The following is a 20,096-nucleotide window of genomic DNA, read 5'->3' as shown; positions in this document are numbered from 1 at the left end:
TCACCTACTCTCCGTAATGAACCCATTTGTCAGAAAGCTTAAACTGTATCACAGACACAGCCACAACCACAAAGAACAGGAGCAGTGCTGCCGTGGATGCCTTCCCCAGTTCGTAACTCTTAAATGCCGTCTGATAAATGTGAATTGCCATGGTATACGTCTTCTTGGCCGGTCCTCCCGAAGTCAGCAGGAACATCTGGTCAAAGACCTGAAACGCATTGATCATGGTGGTGATAGTCACCAGCAGTGTGGTTGGTGAAATTAGAGGCACCGTAATATAGAAAAACACCTGCCGTTCATTGGCGCCGTCTATCTTCGCCGCTTCCACATAAGTCCTGGGTACATTCTGCAGTCCTGCCAGAAACAGCACGATATTATATCCCAGCCCCCACCAGATACTCATAACGATCACCGCTCCCATAGCTGTGGATGGGTCACGCAGCCATTCCTTCCCCTGGATCCCGAAAAATTTAAGTATCATATTCAGAATTCCAAACTGGGGCTGGTAAATCCATGACCATACCACCGCTATCCCCACAGAGGTGACAATCTGCGGCAAGAAAAAAACCGCCCGGTAAAACATTTTCCCCCATGCCTTATTCAGAAGCATGGCAAGCCCCAGAGATAAAACAATGGAACATGGCACATAGATCGCGGAATAGAGAAGCGTATTCTTAATGGCCATGGCCGTATCCGGGTCTGTAAACACTTCCTTAAAATTCTGAAGTCCTGTAAACACCGGCGAGCTGAACCCATTCCAATCAAAAAAGCTCAGTACAAAGGCAATCACAATGGGTATGATCCCAAGGCAGACCAGACTGATGAGCTGGGGAAGGATAAACACGATCCCCCATCTGTTTCTGGATTTTTCCAGTTTACTTTTCTTCATATATCCATCCCTTCCCCACATACCTTATTATTTCTGAAGTTCATCATCAACTGTCTGAATGATATTTGCCAGGGTCTGCTCCACATCCTGCTCTCCTACAAGCAGTTTCTCCACCTGGCCTGTGATGGAATCCGTCATACCCGGGTGAAGTGCCTCTGCCTTTGGATATACCAATGCCATATCAACAGCGTCCAGGAAGTTCTGCGCATGTTCCGGGGTTCCGGTCAGTACAATCTCATCCAGTCCGTCAACTGTGGGAACCGCATTGCCCTGCCCTTCCATCCTGATATTCTGTCCCTGCTCACCGCAGTAGAAGGATACGAATTCCCAAACCGCGTCAGGATCGGCTGTCTTTTTGTTGATCACCAGCGGTGTTGCCGGCATAGCGCAGACAGCCTGTGAAGGCTCTTCATAATAGGGGAAGGGAACTACATCATATGTAAAACTCAAATCCGTAAAATCCGCCACATACCAGCGCCCTGCATACAACATTCCCGCCTGTCCTGAAACAAACAGTGTGTCCGGTGATTCTCCGCTGGTAAGGGAGCCTGCAAAAGTAAACGCTTTTGACTTGATATTACTGTCCAGATAGGTCAGTCCTGCCTTTGTCCGCTCAGAACCAAACTCCGATTTTGACATATCATCTGAATAGATCGGTTCCTCTGCCGAGAAAAGAAAGGAGTAAAGCGGCCCCCACCAGTTCTCATAGACAAATCCCACCTTAGACGCATCCCTGAGCTGTTCTGATACCTGCTGCAGCGCCTCAAAATTCCATTTGCCCTCATCCACATATTCCTGGGGCGTCTTAATATTCAGTCCCTTAAACAAGTCAGCATTATAATAGATCACCATAGGGTTACAATCCACCGGAACCCCTGTCACCTTATCCTCAAACGTATAATTTTCCAGTAAATTCTCCGGCACATCCGCCCGTTTTAAGTTGGAATCACTTTGGTCCAGGTACTTGGCAACATCCAGCAGCATATCTGATCTATTCAGTTCCCCGTATGACGCCTCCTCCGAGTAAAAACAGTCAGGAGCCTCCTTTGACTTGAGCTGTGTCATGATCTTCTCGTTATAATTGTCACCCGGCACACCTACAAAGGTTACCTCTACATTTTCACTCTGCTCATTAAAAGCATCCACTGCTTTTTTATACTGCTCCAGTTCCGCTGCCGAACCCCCGACCATGAACCGCACGCTGTCCTTTCCGCCAGCAGTCTTTCCTTTGTCTCCACCGCTCTGGCAGCCCCCAAGCACCAAAGTCCCTGCCAATCCTGTCACCAATGCTGCCGCTAACATTTTTCTTCTCAACATACTTTTTCCCTCCTTGGTAATACCTTCTCTGTTTTCCATGTTTCCATCAGCATTTCTTTCTGGCTGGTAACTGCTCCGTACCTTCACAGTTACTATAGTTTTAATTATAAAAGATTCCTTCCAAAACAGAATATCTTCTCTTGTCCTTATGATGGATTCATGTTGTTTTTTGTGCATATTAGTATTATACTGATGAAAAAAGGGGGATTCATTATGAAAATTGAGGAATATTACGCATCGAAAACAAAAAGAGATGTAAATTTAAGATATTGCGGATATGAAGAATGCGCACCCGATTTCCGCATGCCGCCCCACACCCGTTCCGAATACCTGATACACTATATTACCCAGGGCCAGGGAAGCTACATCTGTGAGGGGTACACCTATCCCATTCGGCAGGGAGAACTCTTTATCATATATCCGTCCCAGCTTGTCAGCTACCACACTTCCCCGGAAGACCCGCTGCATTTTTGCTGGCTTGCTTTTACCGGTGAAAACGCTGACACCCTCACAGACCAACTGGGCTTCTCCCACAGCTCCCCTGTACGCAAGCTTCACCCCCAATACTCCATAGATGAAAATATCCGGACCCTGGCGGAGCACCTGTCCTCTGTAGGCTTCTGCAACGACTTCACCATCCAGTCCCTCATGTACTCCATCTTCTCCAATATTGCCCAGTCCTACAGTCTCTCCGGCAATTACCAGAAAGAAAGCCAGACCATCCTCTTCGAGCACATTGGAAAAGCAAAATCCTACATCAAATGCAACTATATTTACCCCATCACCGTCCAGGACATTGTGGATCACGTAGGTCTGGAGCGCAGCTATTTCTCCAAAATATTCCACAAATTCACAGGAACCACAGCCCAAAACTATCTCCTGAACGTCCGCATCCAGCGCTCCAAGCTTCTACTGGAGCGTACAGACTACACCATCCGTGAAATCTGTTCCTACGTGGGCATGAAAGACGAATATTATTTTTCCAGAGCCTTCAAACGTTCCGTGGGTCTCTCCCCCACCCAATACCGCCAAAACGTCCGCCAGGACACTGCATCTTCCCTTGCCGCATCCACTTAAAATATTCATGGCAAAAACAGCAAATATCAATATCCGAATTGATCCGGAAACAAAATCAAGCGCCGAACAATTAATTTCCAGTTTTGGAATCACCTAGACAGATGCCTTTCCACCGGCCTATTCCGTTCACCTTTTATATCCCCAAACAATCATTTATCCCACCATAAAAAGCGGCTGCCCCGGACACCTTGCACCTAGCATGCAAAGTTCCCGGACCAGCCGCCCAGTTTATTCTTGTCCACAACCTATTCAGGACTCATGATCACTTTCATGAAACTTCTTAAGATTCCCAATCTTCTGCCGTCTCTCCTCCAGAATCCCTTCCACTTCATCAATAGAAATCCCGCTCTGCACCATCATAACCACCAAATGATAAAGAAGGTCACAGATTTCATTAGCCGTATCCCCATTCTCCCCATTTTTTGCAGCAATGATCACCTCACTGCACTCCTCACCGCACTTTTTTAAAATTTTATCAAGCCCCTGCTCAAAAAGATAGCAGGTATAAGAACCTTCCTGTTTTACAGCCTTGCGTTCCAAAGCCACATCATACAATCCCTTGATCACATCCATCATAAAGGCCGCCCTCCTTTTTCTTTTTTCCAGATATCCCTAAAAAAACAGCTGTGTGCCCCTGTATGACAGGCAGCGCCTGTCTGAACTACTGTTACGAGCAAGGTATCATTATCACAGTCTGCTTTTATATCTATCACCTTCTGAACATGTCCGGAAGTGGCACCTTTGTTCCACAGCTCTTGTCTGGAGCGGCTGTAAAACCAGGTATATCCGGTCTCAAAAGTTTTCTGAAGACTCTCCCGGTTCATATAGGCCAGCATCAGTACCTCCCCTGTGCCCGCTTCCTGTACAACGGCAGGTATCAAATCGCTCTTTTCAAAATAACATTCTAAATCCATGCTCTACCTCCTGACCGGAATCCGTTCTTCTTCCAGATGCTCCTTTACCTGTCCCACCGTCAGTTCCCGGAAATGAAACAATGAAGCTGCCAGTGCTGCATCCGCTTTACTCTCCTTGAAAACCTCTGAAAAATGTTCCAGCTTACCACATCCGCCGCTGGCAATGACCGGTATGGATACCACGCCACAGACCGCATTGGTAAGTTCCAGATCAAAACCGTCACGGCATCCGTCTGTATCCATGGAAGTGAGCAGGATCTCACCAGCCCCAAGCTGCTGGCACTTCTGTGCCCATTCTATGGCATCCAGACCTGTATCTATCCTTCCGCCGTTCACCACGACTTTGAATCTGCCCTTCTCATCCCTCTTTGCATCAATGGCAGCCACCACACACTGGCTCCCGAATACCGCTGCCGCTTCCCTGATGAGCTCAGGGTTTTTCACTGCCGCCGAATTGACAGAAACCTTGTCGGCTCCGGCCCGGAGGATTTCCCGGAAATCCTCCACTGTACGGATGCCTCCCCCTACTGTAAGGGGTACAAATACATGTTTTGCCGTCCTGGACACCACATCTGCCATAGTCGCTCTTCCCTCATGGGTTGCTGTGATATCCAGAAAGCAGATTTCATCTGCTCCCTGCCTGTCGTACGCAATGGCGCATTCCACCGGATCTCCCACCTCTTTGATTCCCACAAAATTCACGCCCTTAACCACTTTGCCGTCTCTTACGTCCAGGCAGGGTATAATTCTCTTTGCTAACATGACTGCTCACCTGCTTTCTCTACCGCCTCACACAGATCAAGAGCACCTGTGTAAACGGCTTTCCCGCAGATACATCCGTATAGATCAAGATTTTTACAGTCCGTAATATCCTGTATGGAGCTTACTCCTCCGCTTGCAATGATCCTGCAGGATACCCTTTCATTCAGCCTTCCCAGCTGTTCCGTATTGACCCCCGTAAGGGTGCCGTCCCTGGAAATATCTGTATAGATAATGGTTCTCACTCCGGCCTCTTCCATGGCCTGTGCCAAATCCAAATAGGTGACATCACTTTTTTGGAGCCAGCCCTCTGTGGCTGCCATACCGTTTTTCGCGTCTATGCCCACAGCTATTTTCTCACCGAATTCCCGGACAGCCTCTTTTACAAGAGACGGATCTTTTACCGCCACGGAACCCAAAATGACTCTCGAAATGCCTTTTTCCAGAAACCGCTCTATGGTTTCCATGCTGCGGATTCCCCCGCCCACTTCCACTTTAAGACCGGACTCTTTCGCTACTCTCTCAAAAATCGCTTCATTTACAGGTCTCCCGTCTTTTGCTCCATCCAGGTCCACCATATGTATCCAGGAAGCACCTGCGGCCCGGAAGGAAGCTGCCGTATCATAGGGACTTTCCGCCACCTGATGGGCGGTTGCATAATCGCCTTTCACCAGCCGCACACACGTCTTGTCTTTTATATCAATTGCAGGTAATATAATCATTCTCTCACCAGCCTTGCAAAATTTTTCAGAAGTTCCAGCCCCACAGCACCGCTTTTCTCAGGATGGAACTGGGCGCCGTATACATATCCCCGGTGTACCAGAGCGGGGATCCGCTGGTTATATACTGTATAACAGGAAATATTCTCCTCCCCGGTCTCTGCCCGGAAAGAATGGACAAAATATACATATGCATCCTTCGGCAGATTTTCTGTCACGGCACAGGGATTTAAAACCGTCAGACTATTCCATCCCATATGGGGAATTTTAAGGCCATTGCCCTCAATACGCTGCACACAGCCCGGTATCAGTCCAAGGCCTTCCGTCTCTCCGAACTCGTAACTCTTTTCAAAAAGCATCTGCATTCCAAGGCAAATCCCCAGAAGAGGCTTTTTCTGTGCCTCCTCCTTTATGACTTTTGCAAGCCCCTGCTCCTTGAGCATACGCATGGCATCAGGGAAAGCCCCCACTCCGGGCAGTATCATGGCATCTGCACAGCGGATCTCCTCACAGTCTGCTGTGACCACACTCTTCTCTTCTAAAAAATCAAGGGCATTCTTTACACTGAAAAGATTACCCGCCCCGTAATCAATGACCGCTATCATGCCAGCATCCCCTTTGACGAAAGTATTTTTCCTCCATTTGGTTCCAGAGCCTCTTTCAGGGCATGTGCCGCCGCCTTAAAAAGGGCCTCGGTCTTATGGTGGTCATTTTCCCCATAGGGACACCGCAGATGCAGGGTAATTCCGCCATTAAATGCAAATGCCCGGAAAAACTCTTTCACCATACAGCAGCCCAGGGTTCCCACGCTCTGATTGGCAAACTCCGCGTCGAATACCAGATAAGGCCGCCCGCTGATATCTAAGGAACAGAATCCCAGCGCTTCATCCATGGGAATATAGAAGCTTCCATATCGCCGGATACTGCCTTTGTCACCCAGAGCCTTTGAAAACGCCTGCCCCATGACAATGCCCAAATCTTCAATGCTGTGATGGCAGTCAACCTCCAGGTCACCTTTCATATCCAAATCCATATCAAATCCTCCGTGTACACAGAAGGCCTGTATCATGTGGTCAAAAAATCCCACCCCGCAGCTACCCGTATAGCGGCCGCTGCCGTCCAGATTCCATCTCAGCCTGATATTCGTCTCCTTTGTTGTCCTTGTTATCTCTCCGATCCTCAAATCAGCTTCCTCCTTTCCCATTTTCTATATTACATTTAACTGCTCAGTATTTTCACCGTTACAGGCAAAAATCTTTAGGCAATGCTCCCACACGCCCGGCTGTTCACCTATGGGAACCGTCTATATTCCGTATACTGTCAGTCCAGCAGTTCATCCAACACCCGTATCACCGCATCGTTTTCCATTTTTCTGCCGGCTGTCACCCGCAGATAGCCATTCATGTACCGGACGGAAATGCTTTTCTTTTTCATCTCTTCAAACACCAAAGCCGCATCCTTCACCTTCATGAAAATGAAGTTTGTGGTAGTGGGAAACAAGTTCAGGATATCCGCTTTTCTGTTTTTCAGTTCCAAAAGCTCCTGATACAGTTCATCTCTGGATCTCCGGATAGAGCGGATACAGTTCTTGATATAATCCGGATGGTCCAGGATCGCACAGCCTACCGCCTGTGTCAGGGAGTTCACGTTATACGGAGACTTTAATGCGTGCAGGATATCTGTCAGCTCTCTGCCCGCCGCGGCAAATCCCAGACGGATGGCTGCCAGACCCAGAGCCTTGGAACATGTTTTCAGCACAATGAGGTTGTCGTATTTCTCTATCACATCCAGGACAGAGCCTTCGGCAAAATCCATATACGCTTCATCCACGATGACCAGAGCATGGGTGCCTTCCATGATCTTTATAATATCATCCCTGGAAAGCGTCAGGGATGTGGGGTTGCAGGGGTTGGAAAAAATAAGCAGCTTCGCGTTCTTTTCCTCAGCCCGCTTTAAAATATCCTCCGCGTTTGTCACCATATCTTCGGCTTTCTGCAGCGCCTCCACACGGATATGGTTCATCTGTGCATAGAAGGTGTACATGGAAAAATCGGGAAGGGCTACCAGCATGGTGTCCCCGCTCTCCAGAAAATTAGGTACAATAAGGGAGATCAATTCATCGGAACCGTTTCCCGCAGTGAGCAGTTCCGGTTTCACATGAAAAAAGCGACCGAACTTTTCACAGAGTTTTACTGCAAAGGGGTCCGGATAGCGGTTGAATTCCACCTGCTCCACTGCCTTCAACACATCCCTGCGGATATCATCCGGAAGGTCCTGGAAGCTCTCATTGGCATCCAGGCGGATATCATAGGATTCTGTTACCGGTTCATATATCTCCAGCTTCTTTAACTTCTCCGGGATCCTGTACGCCATGACCTACGCCTCCTTTGCCCTGCGCTTCTGCACATCGTTTTCCATCTTGTCTATTAAATCCTCGATTTCTTTTTTCCTGAGCTTCATGCTGGCAATATTCACGATCAGTCTGGCACTCACCGGACACACTTCCTCCGCCACAACCAGCCCGTTCTCCTTCAGTGTTGTCCCTGTCTCCACAATATCCACAATGGCATCCGCAAGGCCCAGGACAGGCGCCAGTTCCACACTGCCCTCAATCTTCACAATATCCACGTCCATACTCTTCTGCTCAAAGTAATTCTTAGCCACGTTCACATATTTGCTGGCAATGGTCAGATTGTGGTAGCCCTCATACAGATTTTTTCCCTTTACCACCGCAAGGGCAAATTTACATTTTCCGAATCCCAAATCTGCCACTTCATAAAAGGTACCGCCCTTTTCCATGATGGTATCTTTTCCCACGACGCCCATGTCACAGACACCGCTTTCCACATAGGTGACCACATCGGCAGCCTTTGCAAGCACTACCTCAATCTCACCACTGCCTATGGGCATGATCAGTTTTCTGCCTTTTTTTCTCGCGTTGGTACAGTCATAACCAAGGCGCTCCAGCATATCTATTGTCTTACTCTCCAGACGCCCTTTCGTAAGAGCGATTCTAATTGGTTTCATTCTTCTGCCTCCCAGTGAAAGTTTCCGGCCAACAGCCGTATCCGTTTTTTCAGTATAACTCAAGATAAATAACCGGAGGGTTCGGTGAGGATGATTTTCTGAGTGTACAGGTGTAAAAACGGAGGCGCAGCGGGCTGCGCTGAGTATTTTACACTGTGCTGTCGGAAGATCAGACCAGCGAAACATCAGGTTATTTACCGGGAGTTGTACGGGTCAAACAAACTGTGATATCTTCTCCCACCAGGTGTACTTTCGGTATCCCTCTCATTTTTGCATAATCAAATGCTTCTTCCATGGTATCAAACACACAGTTCTCCGTCAGCACGCCCTGGTCCTCCAGTGCCCTGCGATGGTGGACTGCTTTTGATAAATACTTCATATCCGGCGCAAACACCAGAATCTCCGGTATGGCTTCCGGCATGGGCTGGACCTTCTGGCTCGCCAGGTCCACGTTGATGCAGAAGCCCACAGAGCAGTGGTCCTCCCCAAACTCGTTTAAGAGTGTATCGTAACGGCCTCCTGACAAGACCTGTTCCCCTATGCCCCGGAAATATCCACGGAAAATAAGGTCTGTATAATACTCTGCCAGGTTCACAAGGCCCAGGTCAATGATCACTTTATCCCCAAGCCCCAGGGTCTGCAGATATTCATAGATACCCTTCAGGTAGTCAAGGCTCTCTCTTGCACCGTTCTCATCGAAAAGCTCATAGGCCTTTTCAAAAACCTCCGCTCCGCCGAAGAGTCTGGGCAGCTTCAAAAGCGCCCTGGCAGCCCGGCTGTCCTGGTATTTACCCAGCATATCAGTGAGGGAAGCATAATTTTTCTGCTCTATCTGGAAACGGATATCCTCTTTTGTATCCTCATCCACATCCAGACTGTCCATGATCGCCTTGAAATATCCGATATGGCACAGCTCCAGGCGGTATTTGCCTCCGCTTATGACATCCAGGCTCCTGGATGCCAGCTCCACCACCTCCAGGTCACTTCTCAGCGGTACACCGCCGATCAGTTCAATGCCCACCTGGTTGATCTCCGTGCTCTTTCCTTTCAGCTCCGGAAACATGCGGTAAATATTCTGGTTGTAAAATAAACGGAGCGGCATCGGCATCCCTTTTAACCGGGTAGCCGCCAATCTGGCCGCAGGTACCGTACAATCCGGGCGCAGTACCATAAGCCTTCCTTTATGGTCTGTGAGTTTGTACATGGTTTCCTTGGGCAGATATTTTGCCGCCTTTCCAAACACATCATAAAATTCCAATGCAGGTGTCATCACCCGCCGATACCCCTGGGCGCCAAACAGGTCCTTCAGGGTTTTTGTCACCTGGGAACGCTGGTCGCACTCTCCAAACAGCAAATCTTTTGTTCCGTCCGGTGTTACTTTATCATAATATCTCATTTGCTGACCCTGCCTTTCTGCGTTATTTTTCATACTGTATGCTGCACATTTGCTGCGCTTTAATCTGTAAAATGCCATTTATGCTCCATCTTATAAGTATACCTTAGAGGGTATCCCGTATATTTTGTGTCCCGTTCGCTTTAACGTGCTAACATATTATCATGCGACCATGAAGTTGTCAACACGGTTTTCACGAAATCATACATGTTTCTGCAAAAATACACCCCGCCACTTATGACATTGCTTCCTGCCTCCCCCATATGGTATACTGGACACATTAGAATATTGCGGTAACACACCGCATTTAAAAATCATTGGGGGTTCTATGTACAAGAAGCGAAAATCCTTCATCTTTGGCACAACGCTGGCAGCTGTCCTGGTTATGACCATAGCCGTATATTTTTTTACGCAGATACGCCTGGGCGTTCAGAAGGATAATCTGAGTAACCTGTCCGCGTTCGGCACCCAGCTGGGTGCCCATTTTGATGAGATGAACAGTAAATATTTCTCTGTTTTGAAAAGCTGTCTGGAAGCTTCCCGCAGCAATGCATACCACAGCCGGGAGGAGATTTTGGACTTTTTCAGGGACAGGCAGGATATCTGGCAGTACCGCACAGCCGGAATCATGGATAAAAACGGCGGATATGTTACCATTGAAGGGGAGACCGGGACGCTGGAGGACCTGAGCTTTCAAGAGAAAAAGGCCGGATACATTGATAATGACAGCATGGGCATTGTCAATTTGGGCGTTGGAGATGAACTGCTGTGTTACGTCTCGTTAGAGGAGAGTATTGGGGATGCTTCTGAGATAGGGGGCATTTTCGTGACACCTGCCTTTGATGAGCTGGAATACCTTCTGGCCCTGAACATGTACACAGAAGAGGGGTATGCCACGATCATTGATAAAGAAGGCAATATCCTGCTGAAGCCCCACTATGACTACTCCATGATGATCACAGACAATTACCTGGACAGCCTGGAACATTCTGACCTGAACGGCCGGAAACCGGATGACCGGCTTAGAAAAGATATGGCCGCCTCCGCGTCCGGCTCCCTGATATTTTCCCGGATGGGCAAACGCAACTATCTGGTATACATGCCTGTGGGCAGAAGCTCCTGGTACCTGCTGGTCACCGTACCTGCAAATGTGCTGGAGACCACCACCCGCTCTTTCCGTAACTTTATGATCGCGGCCCTGCTGGTCACTGTTGTCCTGCTGCTGTGTTTCTGTACTATTTATTTTATGGGAAGACAGCATATTATTGATAAGAAGAACCGGGAGATCCTGGTCAAAGAACAGATTAGCAAAAAGCAGCTGGCGGATGCTCTGGAGGAAGCCAGACAGGCCAACCGGGCAAAATCCATTTTCCTCTCCAACATGTCCCACGATATCCGTACGCCTATGAATGCCATCATAGGAATGACAGGAATCGCCCTTTCACATATAGACAGGAAAGAAAAAGTAAAGGACTGCCTGAATAAGATCTCCACAGCCTCCGCACACCTGCTCTCCCTGATCAATGATGTGCTGGATATGTCCAGGATCGAAAGCGGTAAGCTGACGCTGAACAGCGAGAACTTTAACCTGAGAGATCTGTTTCATACATTGGAGGGTATCATACAGCCGCAGATCATCAGCGGTCATTTTGATTTTACGGTAGATATGGAAGAACTGGAGCATGAAGACCTGATAGGAGACCCCCTCCGTTTCAAACAGCTATTTCTGAATATTGTGGGAAACTCCATAAAATTCACAGACCCGGGCGGCAAAATCTGCGTGAAAGTGCAGGAGATCCCTTCCGGTTCAGAAGATACGGCCCGGTTTCGTTTTACTTTCCGGGACACAGGCATAGGCATGTCACCGGAATTTCTGCAGCGGCTTTTCCGGCCCTTTGAACGTTCTGATTCTCCCCGTGCCGCCCACGCGGAGGGAACGGGCCTCGGCATGGCGATCACAAAAAACATTACGGAAATGATGCAGGGGAGTATCCGTGTTGAAAGTACAGAGGGGGAGGGAACTGTCTTTTATATTGAGCTGCCCTTCAAAAAAGGCGCACCACATCCCCAGCAGCCCCTTCCAGACGCCTCCAAAGCAGGGGATATGGGAACCAATACCGATTATTCTAACCGCCGTCTCCTTCTGGTGGAGGACAATGAACTGAATCTGGAAATTGCCAAAGAGCTTATTTCCGTCACAAATGTCCGGATCGACACTGCAGTAAACGGGCAGGAAGCCCTGGAGAAAGTTTCCGCCTCCTCCCCCGGATATTACAGCCTGGTCCTGATGGATATCAGAATGCCGGTTATGGGAGGATATGAGGCCTCCCGGAAAATACGCAGTATTGACAGGCCGGATCTTGGGCAGCTGCCCATCATCGCCATGACAGCGGATGCCTTCACGGAGGACAAACAGCGTGCTCTTGATGCCGGAATGAACGGGCATATGGCAAAGCCCATTGACCTGCGAGAGCTTTATAATATCCTTGAAAAGTATTTGTCATAATCCCTCTTTAAACTGCCATCATTCCCGCCAGCCATACACTGGCCGCGATCCCTGCAAGTGTTGCCAGCAGGGCTCCAGGTATGGTATAGCGGGTATTTTTTACCTTTGCGGCAATAAAATAGACAGAAACCGTGTAAAAAATAGTCTCTGTACAGGACATCATCACCGAGGCGATCAGTCCAATCCTGGAATCCGTCCCGAATTCCTTGAAAATATCCAGCACAAGCCCTGTAGCCGCACTGGAGGAAAACATTTTTACTATGGTCAGTGGGACCAGCTGCGCCGGAAATCCCACCGCGCTGGTCAGTCTCCCAAGCTGTCCGCCCAGCATATCCAGGAAACCGGATGCCCGCAGAACCCCCACTGCCACCATAAGTCCTATGAGGGTGGGCAGAATCTGTACCACTGTCTTCAGACCATCCTTTGCACCTTTCACAAAATCTTCATACACATCGCACTTCATCAGAATACCGAAACCCACTATGTAAAACAGAATAAGCGGAATGATCACTTCCGACAAAAAGAGCAATACTCTCATACACTCACCGGCTGTCCTGTCTTTCTATTAGTTTACGCCCGGACTGCCGGAAAAAGTACCCGGATTGCCTCAGCTGCCTCTTACAACATTGGTCTTCCATTTTCCTGAGAGCAAAAACCATATTATCAGGAGCAGGCTTCCCGCCGATGCAGCCGGAGCGCCGATCCCCACGCCTTTATCCTCTCTTTGGAGCGTACGGTTCCTTTTTATTATGAACCATATATTCTTTTTTCGCAATCCTCTGTTGTCTCTCATAATTTAGCATAAATACTCTTTTTATCCGATATTACTAATTTTGATGCAAAATTCCATAGAAACCGGATTCGTTTTGGATATAATAGGGATTAACAAGCAGCGTACACAAGTAACTGAGGAAATGCCAAATATATATAAGAAAAGGGAGAGGGCAGACATGATGACATTGGTAATTATGGCCGCTGGTATGGGAAGCAGATATGGCGGGCTGAAACAGATCGACCCGGTGGGAAGACACGGGGAATTTATTCTGGATTATTCTGTTTACGATGCTGTCAAGGCAGGATTTGAAAAAGTAGTATTCATTATCAAAAAAGAAAATCTGGATATATTCCGGGAAACCGTGGGAAAACGTCTGGAAAAAGTCATCCCTGTGGCCTACGCATTTCAGGAGATCAACCAGGTTCCGGAAGGTGTGCAGGTCCCGGAGGGGCGCACCAAACCATGGGGTACTGCACATGCTGTGTGGAGCTGCCGGGATCTGTTGGACGGTCCTTTTGCCGTCATCAACGCAGATGATTTTTATGGCAGGGAAGCATTTACACTGCTTCACGATTTTTTCCTGCATATGCCTGATGATACCTCCCGGTACCATTTCTGCATGGCCGGCTATCTCCTGAAAAATACACTGACGGAAAACGGACATGTGGCAAGAGGTGTCTGCACGGCTGACCACGGATATCTGACCTCCGTTACAGAACGGACGAAAATACAGAGAAACCACGGACAGACCCAGTTTTACGAGGAAGGCCGGGACTGGACGGACATTGACGAAAACAGCATTGTGTCCATGAACTGCTGGGGATTCACCCCTGATCTATTCCGGGAGATTGAACAGCAGATGCAGGCGTTTTTCGCAGACAGTACAGACGGCCTTGCCAAAAAAGAATTTTTTCTGCCCTCCGTGGTACAAGAGCTTATGGATTCCCGGAAATGCGATGTAAAGGTTATGGATACCCCTGCCAAATGGTACGGCGTAACCTACCATGAGGATAAAGAAAAGATTGTAACTTTCATTGAGCAGATGATCGGGGAGAGCGTATACCCGGAAAACCTCTGGAATGAAAAAGGAGAATGAAAATGCTGGAGATGATCAAAAATGAAATTGTAAATGCCTTCCTCTTTGACGGTGATTTTATCTACGCAGAACCTTTTGGGTGCGGCCATATAAACGCCACCTATGCCGTCTACTTCCGAAGAGAGACAAAACCGCCTGTGCGCTATATTCTGCAGGCAGTCAACACCGCCATTTTTACAGACCCACAGGGCCTGATGGAAAATATCCTGGGCGTTACCTCCCATCTCCGGAAGAAGATTCTGGAACAGGGCGGAGACGCCCAGCGGGAAACCCTGACGCTCATCCCCACACGGAACGGAAACTTACTCTATGAGGACAGTGAGGGCGGATTCTGGAGAAGTTATCACTTCATCGAAAATGCCACCTGCCACCAGTCCGTGGACCGCCCGGTACTTTTTACCAACGCAGCCAAGGCATTCGGCCATTTTCAGAAACTTCTGGCTGACTACCCGGCAGATACGCTGCATGAAACTATTGCCGGCTTTCATAACACCGTGGACCGATATGCTCTGTTTGAGAAGGCGGTGGCTGAGGACAAGGCCGGCAGGGCCGCTTCTGTGGAAAAAGAAGTACGGTTTTTTCTGGACCGGAAAGCCGACGGCGCCGTTGTGGTGGATGCCATTGCCAAGGGACAGCTTCCCCTGCGTGTTACCCACAACGATACCAAACTGAACAATATAATGATGGACAATGATACGGACGAGGGTATCTGCGTCATTGATCTGGATACGGTCATGCCGGGTTCTGTGCTCTATGATTTTGGAGACAGTATACGTTTCGGCGCCAGCACTGCTGATGAGGATGAACGGGATCTATCCCTGGTCTCCATGGACCTGGAACTTTTTGAGGCTTATACGGCAGGTTTCCTGTCTGAAGCAGGCAGTTCCCTCACAGCGGAAGAAATCCGGCTTCTCCCATTCTCCGCAAAGCTCCTGACTCTGGAGTGCGGCATGCGATTCCTGACAGATTACCTGAACGGCGATACATATTTCCGTATCCACAGGGAACATCAAAATCTGGACCGCTGCAGGACACAGATGAAGCTTGTGGCAGATATGGAATATAAGATGGAGGATATGCATAAAATCGTGGCAAAATATGTATAAATCTTGACTTATACAAAAAACTGGCGTAAGATACGGACAAATCCGGTCTTACACCAGTTTTTTTATGGGAAGGAGAAACCTATGGAACAGTCCCTGTCTATTGAGCGGATACTGAAAGAGCTTTATCATATATCCGGTTTCCGCATCTGCATTTATGACACCAATTTTCATGAAATTGCCGCTTATCCACATGAACTGGGATGTTTCTGCGGACTGATCCAGAAGCATCCGGAGGGAATGCGTCTCTGTGTGGAACACGACACTATGGCTTTTGGACGTGTACGGGAACAGGAAAAGCTCCATATCTATAAATGCCATTTCGGACTGTACGAGGCGGTTGCCCCTCTGTACAGCTTCGGCGCCCTCACAGGTTATCTGATGATGGGGCAGACCCTGGAAGCCGGGCCGGACGCGGGCAGGATGCCATATGAAAAAGCCCTTCCCCTGGTATCTGATCCGGCTGCCCTGGAAGAGGCCATTTCCCGGATTCCGGTCCGCGGACAAAGTACCATAGACTCCCTGGTAACCATAATGGAAGTCTGTGCCCAGTATATCACACTCAGCAACCGCATGAACCTGTCCAAAAATGAACTGGTCAGCGAGGTTCACCGTTATATTGAGAAACATTATGACCAGAAGCTCACCATTGATGACCTTTGCCGCCAGTTTTTCTGCAGCCGCGCCTCCCTTACCAGGAAATTCAGGGAGACTTACCATATTTCCATCCATGACCATATCTGTAAGGTACGGCTGGAAAACGGATGCAGGCTGCTTCGGACTACCACCCTAAGTATTGGGGAGATCGCATTTTCCTGCGGTTACGGTGACCAGAATTATTTTACGCGGGCATTTTGCAGAACTTACGGGATGACGCCTATGCAGTACAGAAAAAAGGAAACCCTGTCACCTATTTGATCAGGATTCCAATGCAAAGATTGAGAACTCCGCACAGGCTCATGACCAAAATGGGATTCCATTTCCGTTTCCGCAGCACCACAAACGCCGCCGCGAACAATCCCGCGCCAATCCAGTTGACCGCCTGGAGGCTGATAGGAGCATCAGCAAAAAGCACCACCCGCAGTATGGAAATACCCGCCGCAGCGATCAGGGCAACCACAGCCGGCCTGAGGCAGGCAAGTACAGACTGCATGGCAGATACCCCTTTATATTTGTAATAAACCCAGGCCAGCAGTGATACCAGCAGACAGGAAGGCAGAATGCAGCCAAAGGTGGCGATCACGGCCCCCTGCCAGCCCGCTATGCGGATCCCAACGAACGTGGCGGAGTTTACGGCTATAGGTCCGGGTGTCATTTCCGCTATGGTGATCAAATCTGTAAATTCACCCATGGTCAGCCATTTATGGGCTTCCACCACCTGATTCTGGATCAAAGGCATTGCCGCATAGCCGCCGCCCACGCTGAACAAGCCCACCTGAAGAAAACTCAAAAATAGTTTTATATAAATCATGCCATTTTCCCCTTTCTGTATATCCGGAATGCCTTTCCTGCTCCAATGATTCCGGCAGTCAGAATAATGTATATGACATTTACATCAAAAAAGAACGTAGCTGCAAAGGCTGCCGCCATGATCACAATACCAACCGCACTTTTTTCTTTCAGCACATTGCTTCCGAGTCCGCATACCACATCCAGGATCACCGCAGCCACACCTGCCTGCATTCCTTTTAACACCAGCGCTACATATACATTGCTGGCAAATGCGGCATAGAAAAAGGATATGACCGAAAGGATGATCATAGGGGGAAGAATGGTTCCCAGCACCGCTGTCAGCATCCCTGCAAATCCACATACGCGCCAGCCCACCAGGATGGCGGCATTTACAGCAATGGCCCCCGGGGAGGATTGGGCCAACGCCACCAGATCCAGCATTTCCTCCTCATCTATCCAGTGGAGCTCATCCACAAATTTCCTTTTCATAAATGTGACGATCACAAATCCCCCGCCAAAGGTAAAGCTGCTGATGTACAGAGTGCTGAGAAACAATTTCAGCAGCAGATCTTTCTTCTTTATCTGTGTCTTTTCCATTTCCATATACTGCCTCCTTTACTCCATCATATCCCTTGTGTATTAATATGTAAAATGCTATTATTTTATTGATATAATATCATTTCTGATATGGATGGAGGAAAAAGAATGACTATACGACATATGAGAATTTTTCTTGAGGTTTACCGGATGGAAAATATCACGCAGGCGGCAAAGAATCTCCACATGACGCAGCCTGCAGTCACGAGGGCAGTTCAGGAGATTGAGCGGCATTATGGGGTAATGCTGTTTGACAGGATGAACAGAAGGCTGTTTGTCACAGAGGCGGGACGGCAGTTTTATGCCCAGGCGCTGCACATTGTGGAGTCTTTCGACAGGATGGAAAAGGGGCTTTTGAACGGGGATGCATTTGGTGTGCTGCGGATTGGAGCAAGCATCTCTCTTGGGAACTTTTTTCTGCCGGGGCTGGTGAGTGCATTCCGAAAGAGCTGGCCGGATATGAAGGTTAAGGTGACCATATCCAATGCGGGAAATCTGCAGAGTGGGCTTCTGAATAATGAACTGGACCTGGCTTTGATCGAAGGAGGGATTTCGGAGGCTGAACTTGAAACACGGGCATTCTCAGAGGACAGAATGGTGTTGATTCTCCCTGTGGGGCATGAACTGGCGGCTAGGGAGAAGGTGTTTGTGGAGGATTTGAAGGGATATGATTTTCTTGCCAGGGAGAAGGGGAGCGTGGGGAGGACATTGTTGGATCATGTATTTGCGGTGAGAGGAATCACTTTGGAACCACTTTGGGAGAGTGCGAGTACACAGGCGATCATTAAGGGTGTGCAGGAGGGGATTGGCGTGTCAATTCTGCCGGAGATGCTGGTGGAGAGGGAGATTTCGGAAGGGAGGATATGCGCCAGGGAGGTGGAGGATGAGGCGTTTCGGAGGGTGCATTATGTGGTTTGGCATAGGAATAAGTTTTTGACGGAGGGGGCGGTGGGGTTTCTAGAGATGGCGGTGGAATGGGGGCGGCGTAAAGGACGGTGAAAGAGGAGCCGGGTGTTTTAAAAGAAAAACCTGCTGGGGTCAGTTCTTGACTGGACTTCAGCAGGTTTGGCAGTTTATAGGTATGGGTGGAATTACTCGGCTGCCTCGGTGTTGGCATCTCCCGTGTTAGCCGCGTCGGTTTCTCCGGTGCTGGTGTCTCCCGTGTCGGCAGTGTCGGTTTCTCCAGTGTTGGTGTCGGCCGCGTCGGTTTCTCCGGTGTTCGTGTCTCCCGTGTCGGCAGTGTCGGTTTCCCCGGTGTTGGTGTCTCCCGTGTCGGCCGCGTCGGTTTCTCCGGTGTTTGTGTCTCCCGTGTCAGCCGCGCCGGTTTCCCCGGTGTTCGTGTCTCCGGTATCGGTGGCTTCGACTTGCTTAAAGGTGTAGGAGTCGGCGTCGGTGAGGGTTACTTTTTTCCAGACTTTTTTGTCTACTTCTATTTTCGTGTCTTTGCCCCAATCTTTCAGGAGTTTGTTGTAGGCCTCCTGTTTGCGTTCCGTGATGATGCTCTCTTTTTTGGTCTGGGTGGATGTTTCGTCGAAGGTGGCGTCCATGCGGGCTACATAGTAGGCGGATTCGCCTTCGATCACTTCGGGGGCTACCTGGCCGTCGGTCAGGGATTTCACGGCTTCTTTGAGTTTGTCGTCCAGGGCGGTGTCATCGCTTCCGAAGGTTTTGGCGGATGCGCTCAGGTTTTCGTCCACTTCTTTGGCAAGGGCATCCATGTCGGCTGATGCCGGGTCTTCCTGGGCGTTTAATTTGTCCAGAACTGCCTGGGCCTGATCTTTTTTGGCCTGTTTTTCTTCGTCCGTCAGGTCCACGGTTTTGCCTTCCTCGTCCTGGGTTCCGGCTGTGGAAATCTGGCAGACCGTGATCTTGCTCTGCGCTGCTTCGGAATCTTCCACGTTGGTGTCCACATCCGCAGTCATGGGATCGTACATCTTTTCCTGGTAGGTGTAGAACTCCAGAATGGTTTCAATGTCAGACTGGCTGACAGCCAGTTTGGCAATGGTCTCTTCGTCGTTGTCTTCCATGAATTTTTTGGCTGCCTCTTCGATCTTCTTCTGCTCGTCCTCTGTGATGGATATATCGTAATCTTTGGCATGTTGTTTTAAGAGTACCATGTTATGTATCTGGTCCATCATGTCGTCTTTGGTGTTCTCACCGTAAGTTTTGCCGTCCTCACCTTCCTGATCCCAGATTCCGGCTGTGGAGCCGCCGAACATGGAATAGTATGAGGCCATCTGTGCCTGTGTCATACGAAGCATCATGTTGGCTGTGCCCAGGGTTATTTTGTCGTCACCGCAGGTGGCAGCTATCTTGGTTCCGTCCAGTGATTTTCCGCATCCTGCAAGGCTTGTGGTTCCCAAAGCCACCACAAGTCCTGCGCAGGCCAGGGTTTTTGTAAATTTATTCATAAAGTCCTCCTGTGTTTTCCTATACCCCCAAGGGGTCTGAAATAAAGCATCGGCAAATAGG

The 20,096-nt window shown here is 49.1% G+C and carries 21 protein-coding genes; 6 read left to right on the top strand and 15 right to left on the bottom strand.

Features of this window, described 5'->3' with window-relative positions; genetic code table 11:
* Positions 1-4 precede the first annotated feature (4 nt).
* Both A4V09_RS21430 and A4V09_RS21425 read right to left on the bottom strand, forming a co-directional pair.
* A complete protein-coding gene (locus A4V09_RS21430; RefSeq protein WP_065544112.1) occupies positions 5-889 on the bottom strand; it encodes a carbohydrate ABC transporter permease in 885 nt (294 codons plus the stop codon).
* Positions 890-916: 27 nt separating this feature from the next.
* Complete coding sequence (locus A4V09_RS21425) at positions 917-2,206, bottom strand: ABC transporter substrate-binding protein (RefSeq protein WP_157766992.1); 1,290 nt, start codon at positions 2,204-2,206, stop codon at positions 917-919.
* Between the two features lie 213 nt (positions 2,207-2,419).
* On the opposite strand from A4V09_RS21425, the gene A4V09_RS21420 reads away from it, so the two are divergent.
* Positions 2,420-3,283 (top strand): helix-turn-helix transcriptional regulator, encoded by an 864-nt coding sequence (locus A4V09_RS21420; RefSeq protein WP_065544110.1) that lies wholly within the window; start codon positions 2,420-2,422, stop codon positions 3,281-3,283.
* A 249-nt stretch (positions 3,284-3,532) separates the two neighbouring features.
* On the opposite strand, the gene hisE is transcribed toward A4V09_RS21420, so the two are convergent.
* The 9 genes from hisE to hisZ form a co-directional block, all read right to left on the bottom strand.
* Complete coding sequence (hisE, locus tag A4V09_RS21410; protein WP_089280646.1) at positions 3,533-3,859, bottom strand: phosphoribosyl-ATP diphosphatase; 327 nt, start codon at positions 3,857-3,859, stop codon at positions 3,533-3,535.
* Positions 3,856-4,197 (bottom strand): phosphoribosyl-AMP cyclohydrolase, encoded by a 342-nt coding sequence (gene hisI / locus A4V09_RS21405; protein ID WP_065544109.1) that lies wholly within the window; start codon positions 4,195-4,197, stop codon positions 3,856-3,858. Before hisI ends, hisE begins: the two co-directional genes overlap by 4 nt.
* Positions 4,198-4,200: 3 nt before the next feature.
* Positions 4,201-4,959 carry an imidazole glycerol phosphate synthase subunit HisF gene (hisF, locus tag A4V09_RS21400; protein ID WP_065544108.1) on the bottom strand — a complete coding sequence of 253 codons (759 nt, stop codon included), beginning with the start codon at positions 4,957-4,959 and terminating at the stop codon, positions 4,201-4,203.
* A complete protein-coding gene (gene hisA / locus A4V09_RS21395) occupies positions 4,953-5,678 on the bottom strand; it encodes a 1-(5-phosphoribosyl)-5-[(5-phosphoribosylamino)methylideneamino]imidazole-4-carboxamide isomerase (protein WP_065544107.1) in 726 nt (241 codons plus the stop codon). The genes hisF and hisA overlap by 7 nt, the downstream gene beginning before the upstream one ends.
* Entirely contained in the window at positions 5,675-6,280 is a 606-nt protein-coding gene (hisH, locus tag A4V09_RS21390) for an imidazole glycerol phosphate synthase subunit HisH (protein WP_065544106.1), read from the bottom strand. The genes hisA and hisH overlap by 4 nt, the downstream gene beginning before the upstream one ends.
* Positions 6,277-6,858 (bottom strand): imidazoleglycerol-phosphate dehydratase HisB, encoded by a 582-nt coding sequence (hisB, locus tag A4V09_RS21385; protein ID WP_198168561.1) that lies wholly within the window; start codon positions 6,856-6,858, stop codon positions 6,277-6,279. Before hisB ends, hisH begins: the two co-directional genes overlap by 4 nt.
* 137 nt (positions 6,859-6,995) lie before the next feature.
* The gene (hisC, locus tag A4V09_RS21380; RefSeq protein ID WP_065544104.1) at positions 6,996-8,048 is read right to left on the bottom strand and encodes a histidinol-phosphate transaminase; all 1,053 of its coding nucleotides are present in this window, start codon (positions 8,046-8,048) and stop codon (positions 6,996-6,998) included.
* Positions 8,049-8,051: 3 nt separating this feature from the next.
* Positions 8,052-8,702, bottom strand: a complete 651-nt coding sequence (hisG, locus tag A4V09_RS21375) for an ATP phosphoribosyltransferase (protein WP_065544103.1) — start codon at positions 8,700-8,702, stop codon at positions 8,052-8,054.
* Between the two features lie 190 nt (positions 8,703-8,892).
* Positions 8,893-10,098, bottom strand: a complete 1,206-nt coding sequence (gene hisZ, locus A4V09_RS21370; protein WP_065544909.1) for an ATP phosphoribosyltransferase regulatory subunit — start codon at positions 10,096-10,098, stop codon at positions 8,893-8,895.
* A gap of 325 nt (positions 10,099-10,423) precedes the next feature.
* Between hisZ and A4V09_RS21365 the strand changes: the two genes are divergently transcribed.
* Entirely contained in the window at positions 10,424-12,601 is a 2,178-nt protein-coding gene (locus tag A4V09_RS21365) for an ATP-binding protein (RefSeq protein ID WP_065544102.1), read from the top strand.
* A 7-nt stretch (positions 12,602-12,608) separates the two neighbouring features.
* On the opposite strand, the gene A4V09_RS21360 is transcribed toward A4V09_RS21365, so the two are convergent.
* Positions 12,609-13,139: a spore maturation protein gene (locus A4V09_RS21360; RefSeq protein ID WP_065544101.1), complete on the bottom strand. Its 531-nt coding sequence runs from the start codon at positions 13,137-13,139 to the stop codon at positions 12,609-12,611.
* A 412-nt stretch (positions 13,140-13,551) separates the two neighbouring features.
* Here A4V09_RS21360 and A4V09_RS21350 point away from each other — a divergent pair, with 412 nt between their 5' ends.
* The 3 genes from A4V09_RS21350 (at position 13,552) to A4V09_RS21340 (ending at position 16,493) form a co-directional block, all read left to right on the top strand.
* The gene (locus A4V09_RS21350; protein ID WP_065544099.1) at positions 13,552-14,472 is read left to right on the top strand and encodes a nucleotidyltransferase family protein; all 921 of its coding nucleotides are present in this window, start codon (positions 13,552-13,554) and stop codon (positions 14,470-14,472) included.
* 2 nt (positions 14,473-14,474) lie between these two features.
* The gene (locus A4V09_RS21345; protein ID WP_242963884.1) at positions 14,475-15,578 is read left to right on the top strand and encodes a phosphotransferase enzyme family protein; all 1,104 of its coding nucleotides are present in this window, start codon (positions 14,475-14,477) and stop codon (positions 15,576-15,578) included.
* Positions 15,579-15,659: 81 nt separating this feature from the next.
* The gene (locus tag A4V09_RS21340) at positions 15,660-16,493 is read left to right on the top strand and encodes a PocR ligand-binding domain-containing protein (RefSeq protein ID WP_065544097.1); all 834 of its coding nucleotides are present in this window, start codon (positions 15,660-15,662) and stop codon (positions 16,491-16,493) included.
* Here the strand turns inward: A4V09_RS21340 and A4V09_RS21335 are convergent.
* Together A4V09_RS21335 and A4V09_RS21330 are read right to left on the bottom strand one after the other, a co-directional pair.
* Positions 16,486-17,046 carry a chromate transporter gene (locus tag A4V09_RS21335; protein WP_065544096.1) on the bottom strand — a complete coding sequence of 187 codons (561 nt, stop codon included), beginning with the start codon at positions 17,044-17,046 and terminating at the stop codon, positions 16,486-16,488. The genes A4V09_RS21340 and A4V09_RS21335 overlap by 8 nt on opposite strands.
* Positions 17,043-17,630 (bottom strand): chromate transporter, encoded by a 588-nt coding sequence (locus tag A4V09_RS21330; RefSeq protein WP_065544095.1) that lies wholly within the window; start codon positions 17,628-17,630, stop codon positions 17,043-17,045. The genes A4V09_RS21335 and A4V09_RS21330 overlap by 4 nt, the downstream gene beginning before the upstream one ends.
* Before the next feature lie 102 nt (positions 17,631-17,732).
* Between A4V09_RS21330 and A4V09_RS21325 the strand changes: the two genes are divergently transcribed.
* The gene (locus A4V09_RS21325; protein ID WP_065544094.1) at positions 17,733-18,623 is read left to right on the top strand and encodes a LysR family transcriptional regulator; all 891 of its coding nucleotides are present in this window, start codon (positions 17,733-17,735) and stop codon (positions 18,621-18,623) included.
* Between the two features lie 92 nt (positions 18,624-18,715).
* Here the strand turns inward: A4V09_RS21325 and A4V09_RS21320 are convergent, their stop codons facing one another.
* Entirely contained in the window at positions 18,716-20,035 is a 1,320-nt protein-coding gene (locus tag A4V09_RS21320; protein ID WP_242963883.1) for a hypothetical protein, read from the bottom strand.
* Positions 20,036-20,096: the final 61 nt, after the last annotated feature.

Source organism: Blautia pseudococcoides (assembly GCF_001689125.2).
Taxonomy (GTDB): Bacteria; Bacillota; Clostridia; order Lachnospirales; family Lachnospiraceae; genus Blautia; species Blautia pseudococcoides.
The sequence above is the reverse complement of the archived record's forward strand: the minus strand, read 5'-3'. Positions and strand labels throughout refer to the sequence as shown.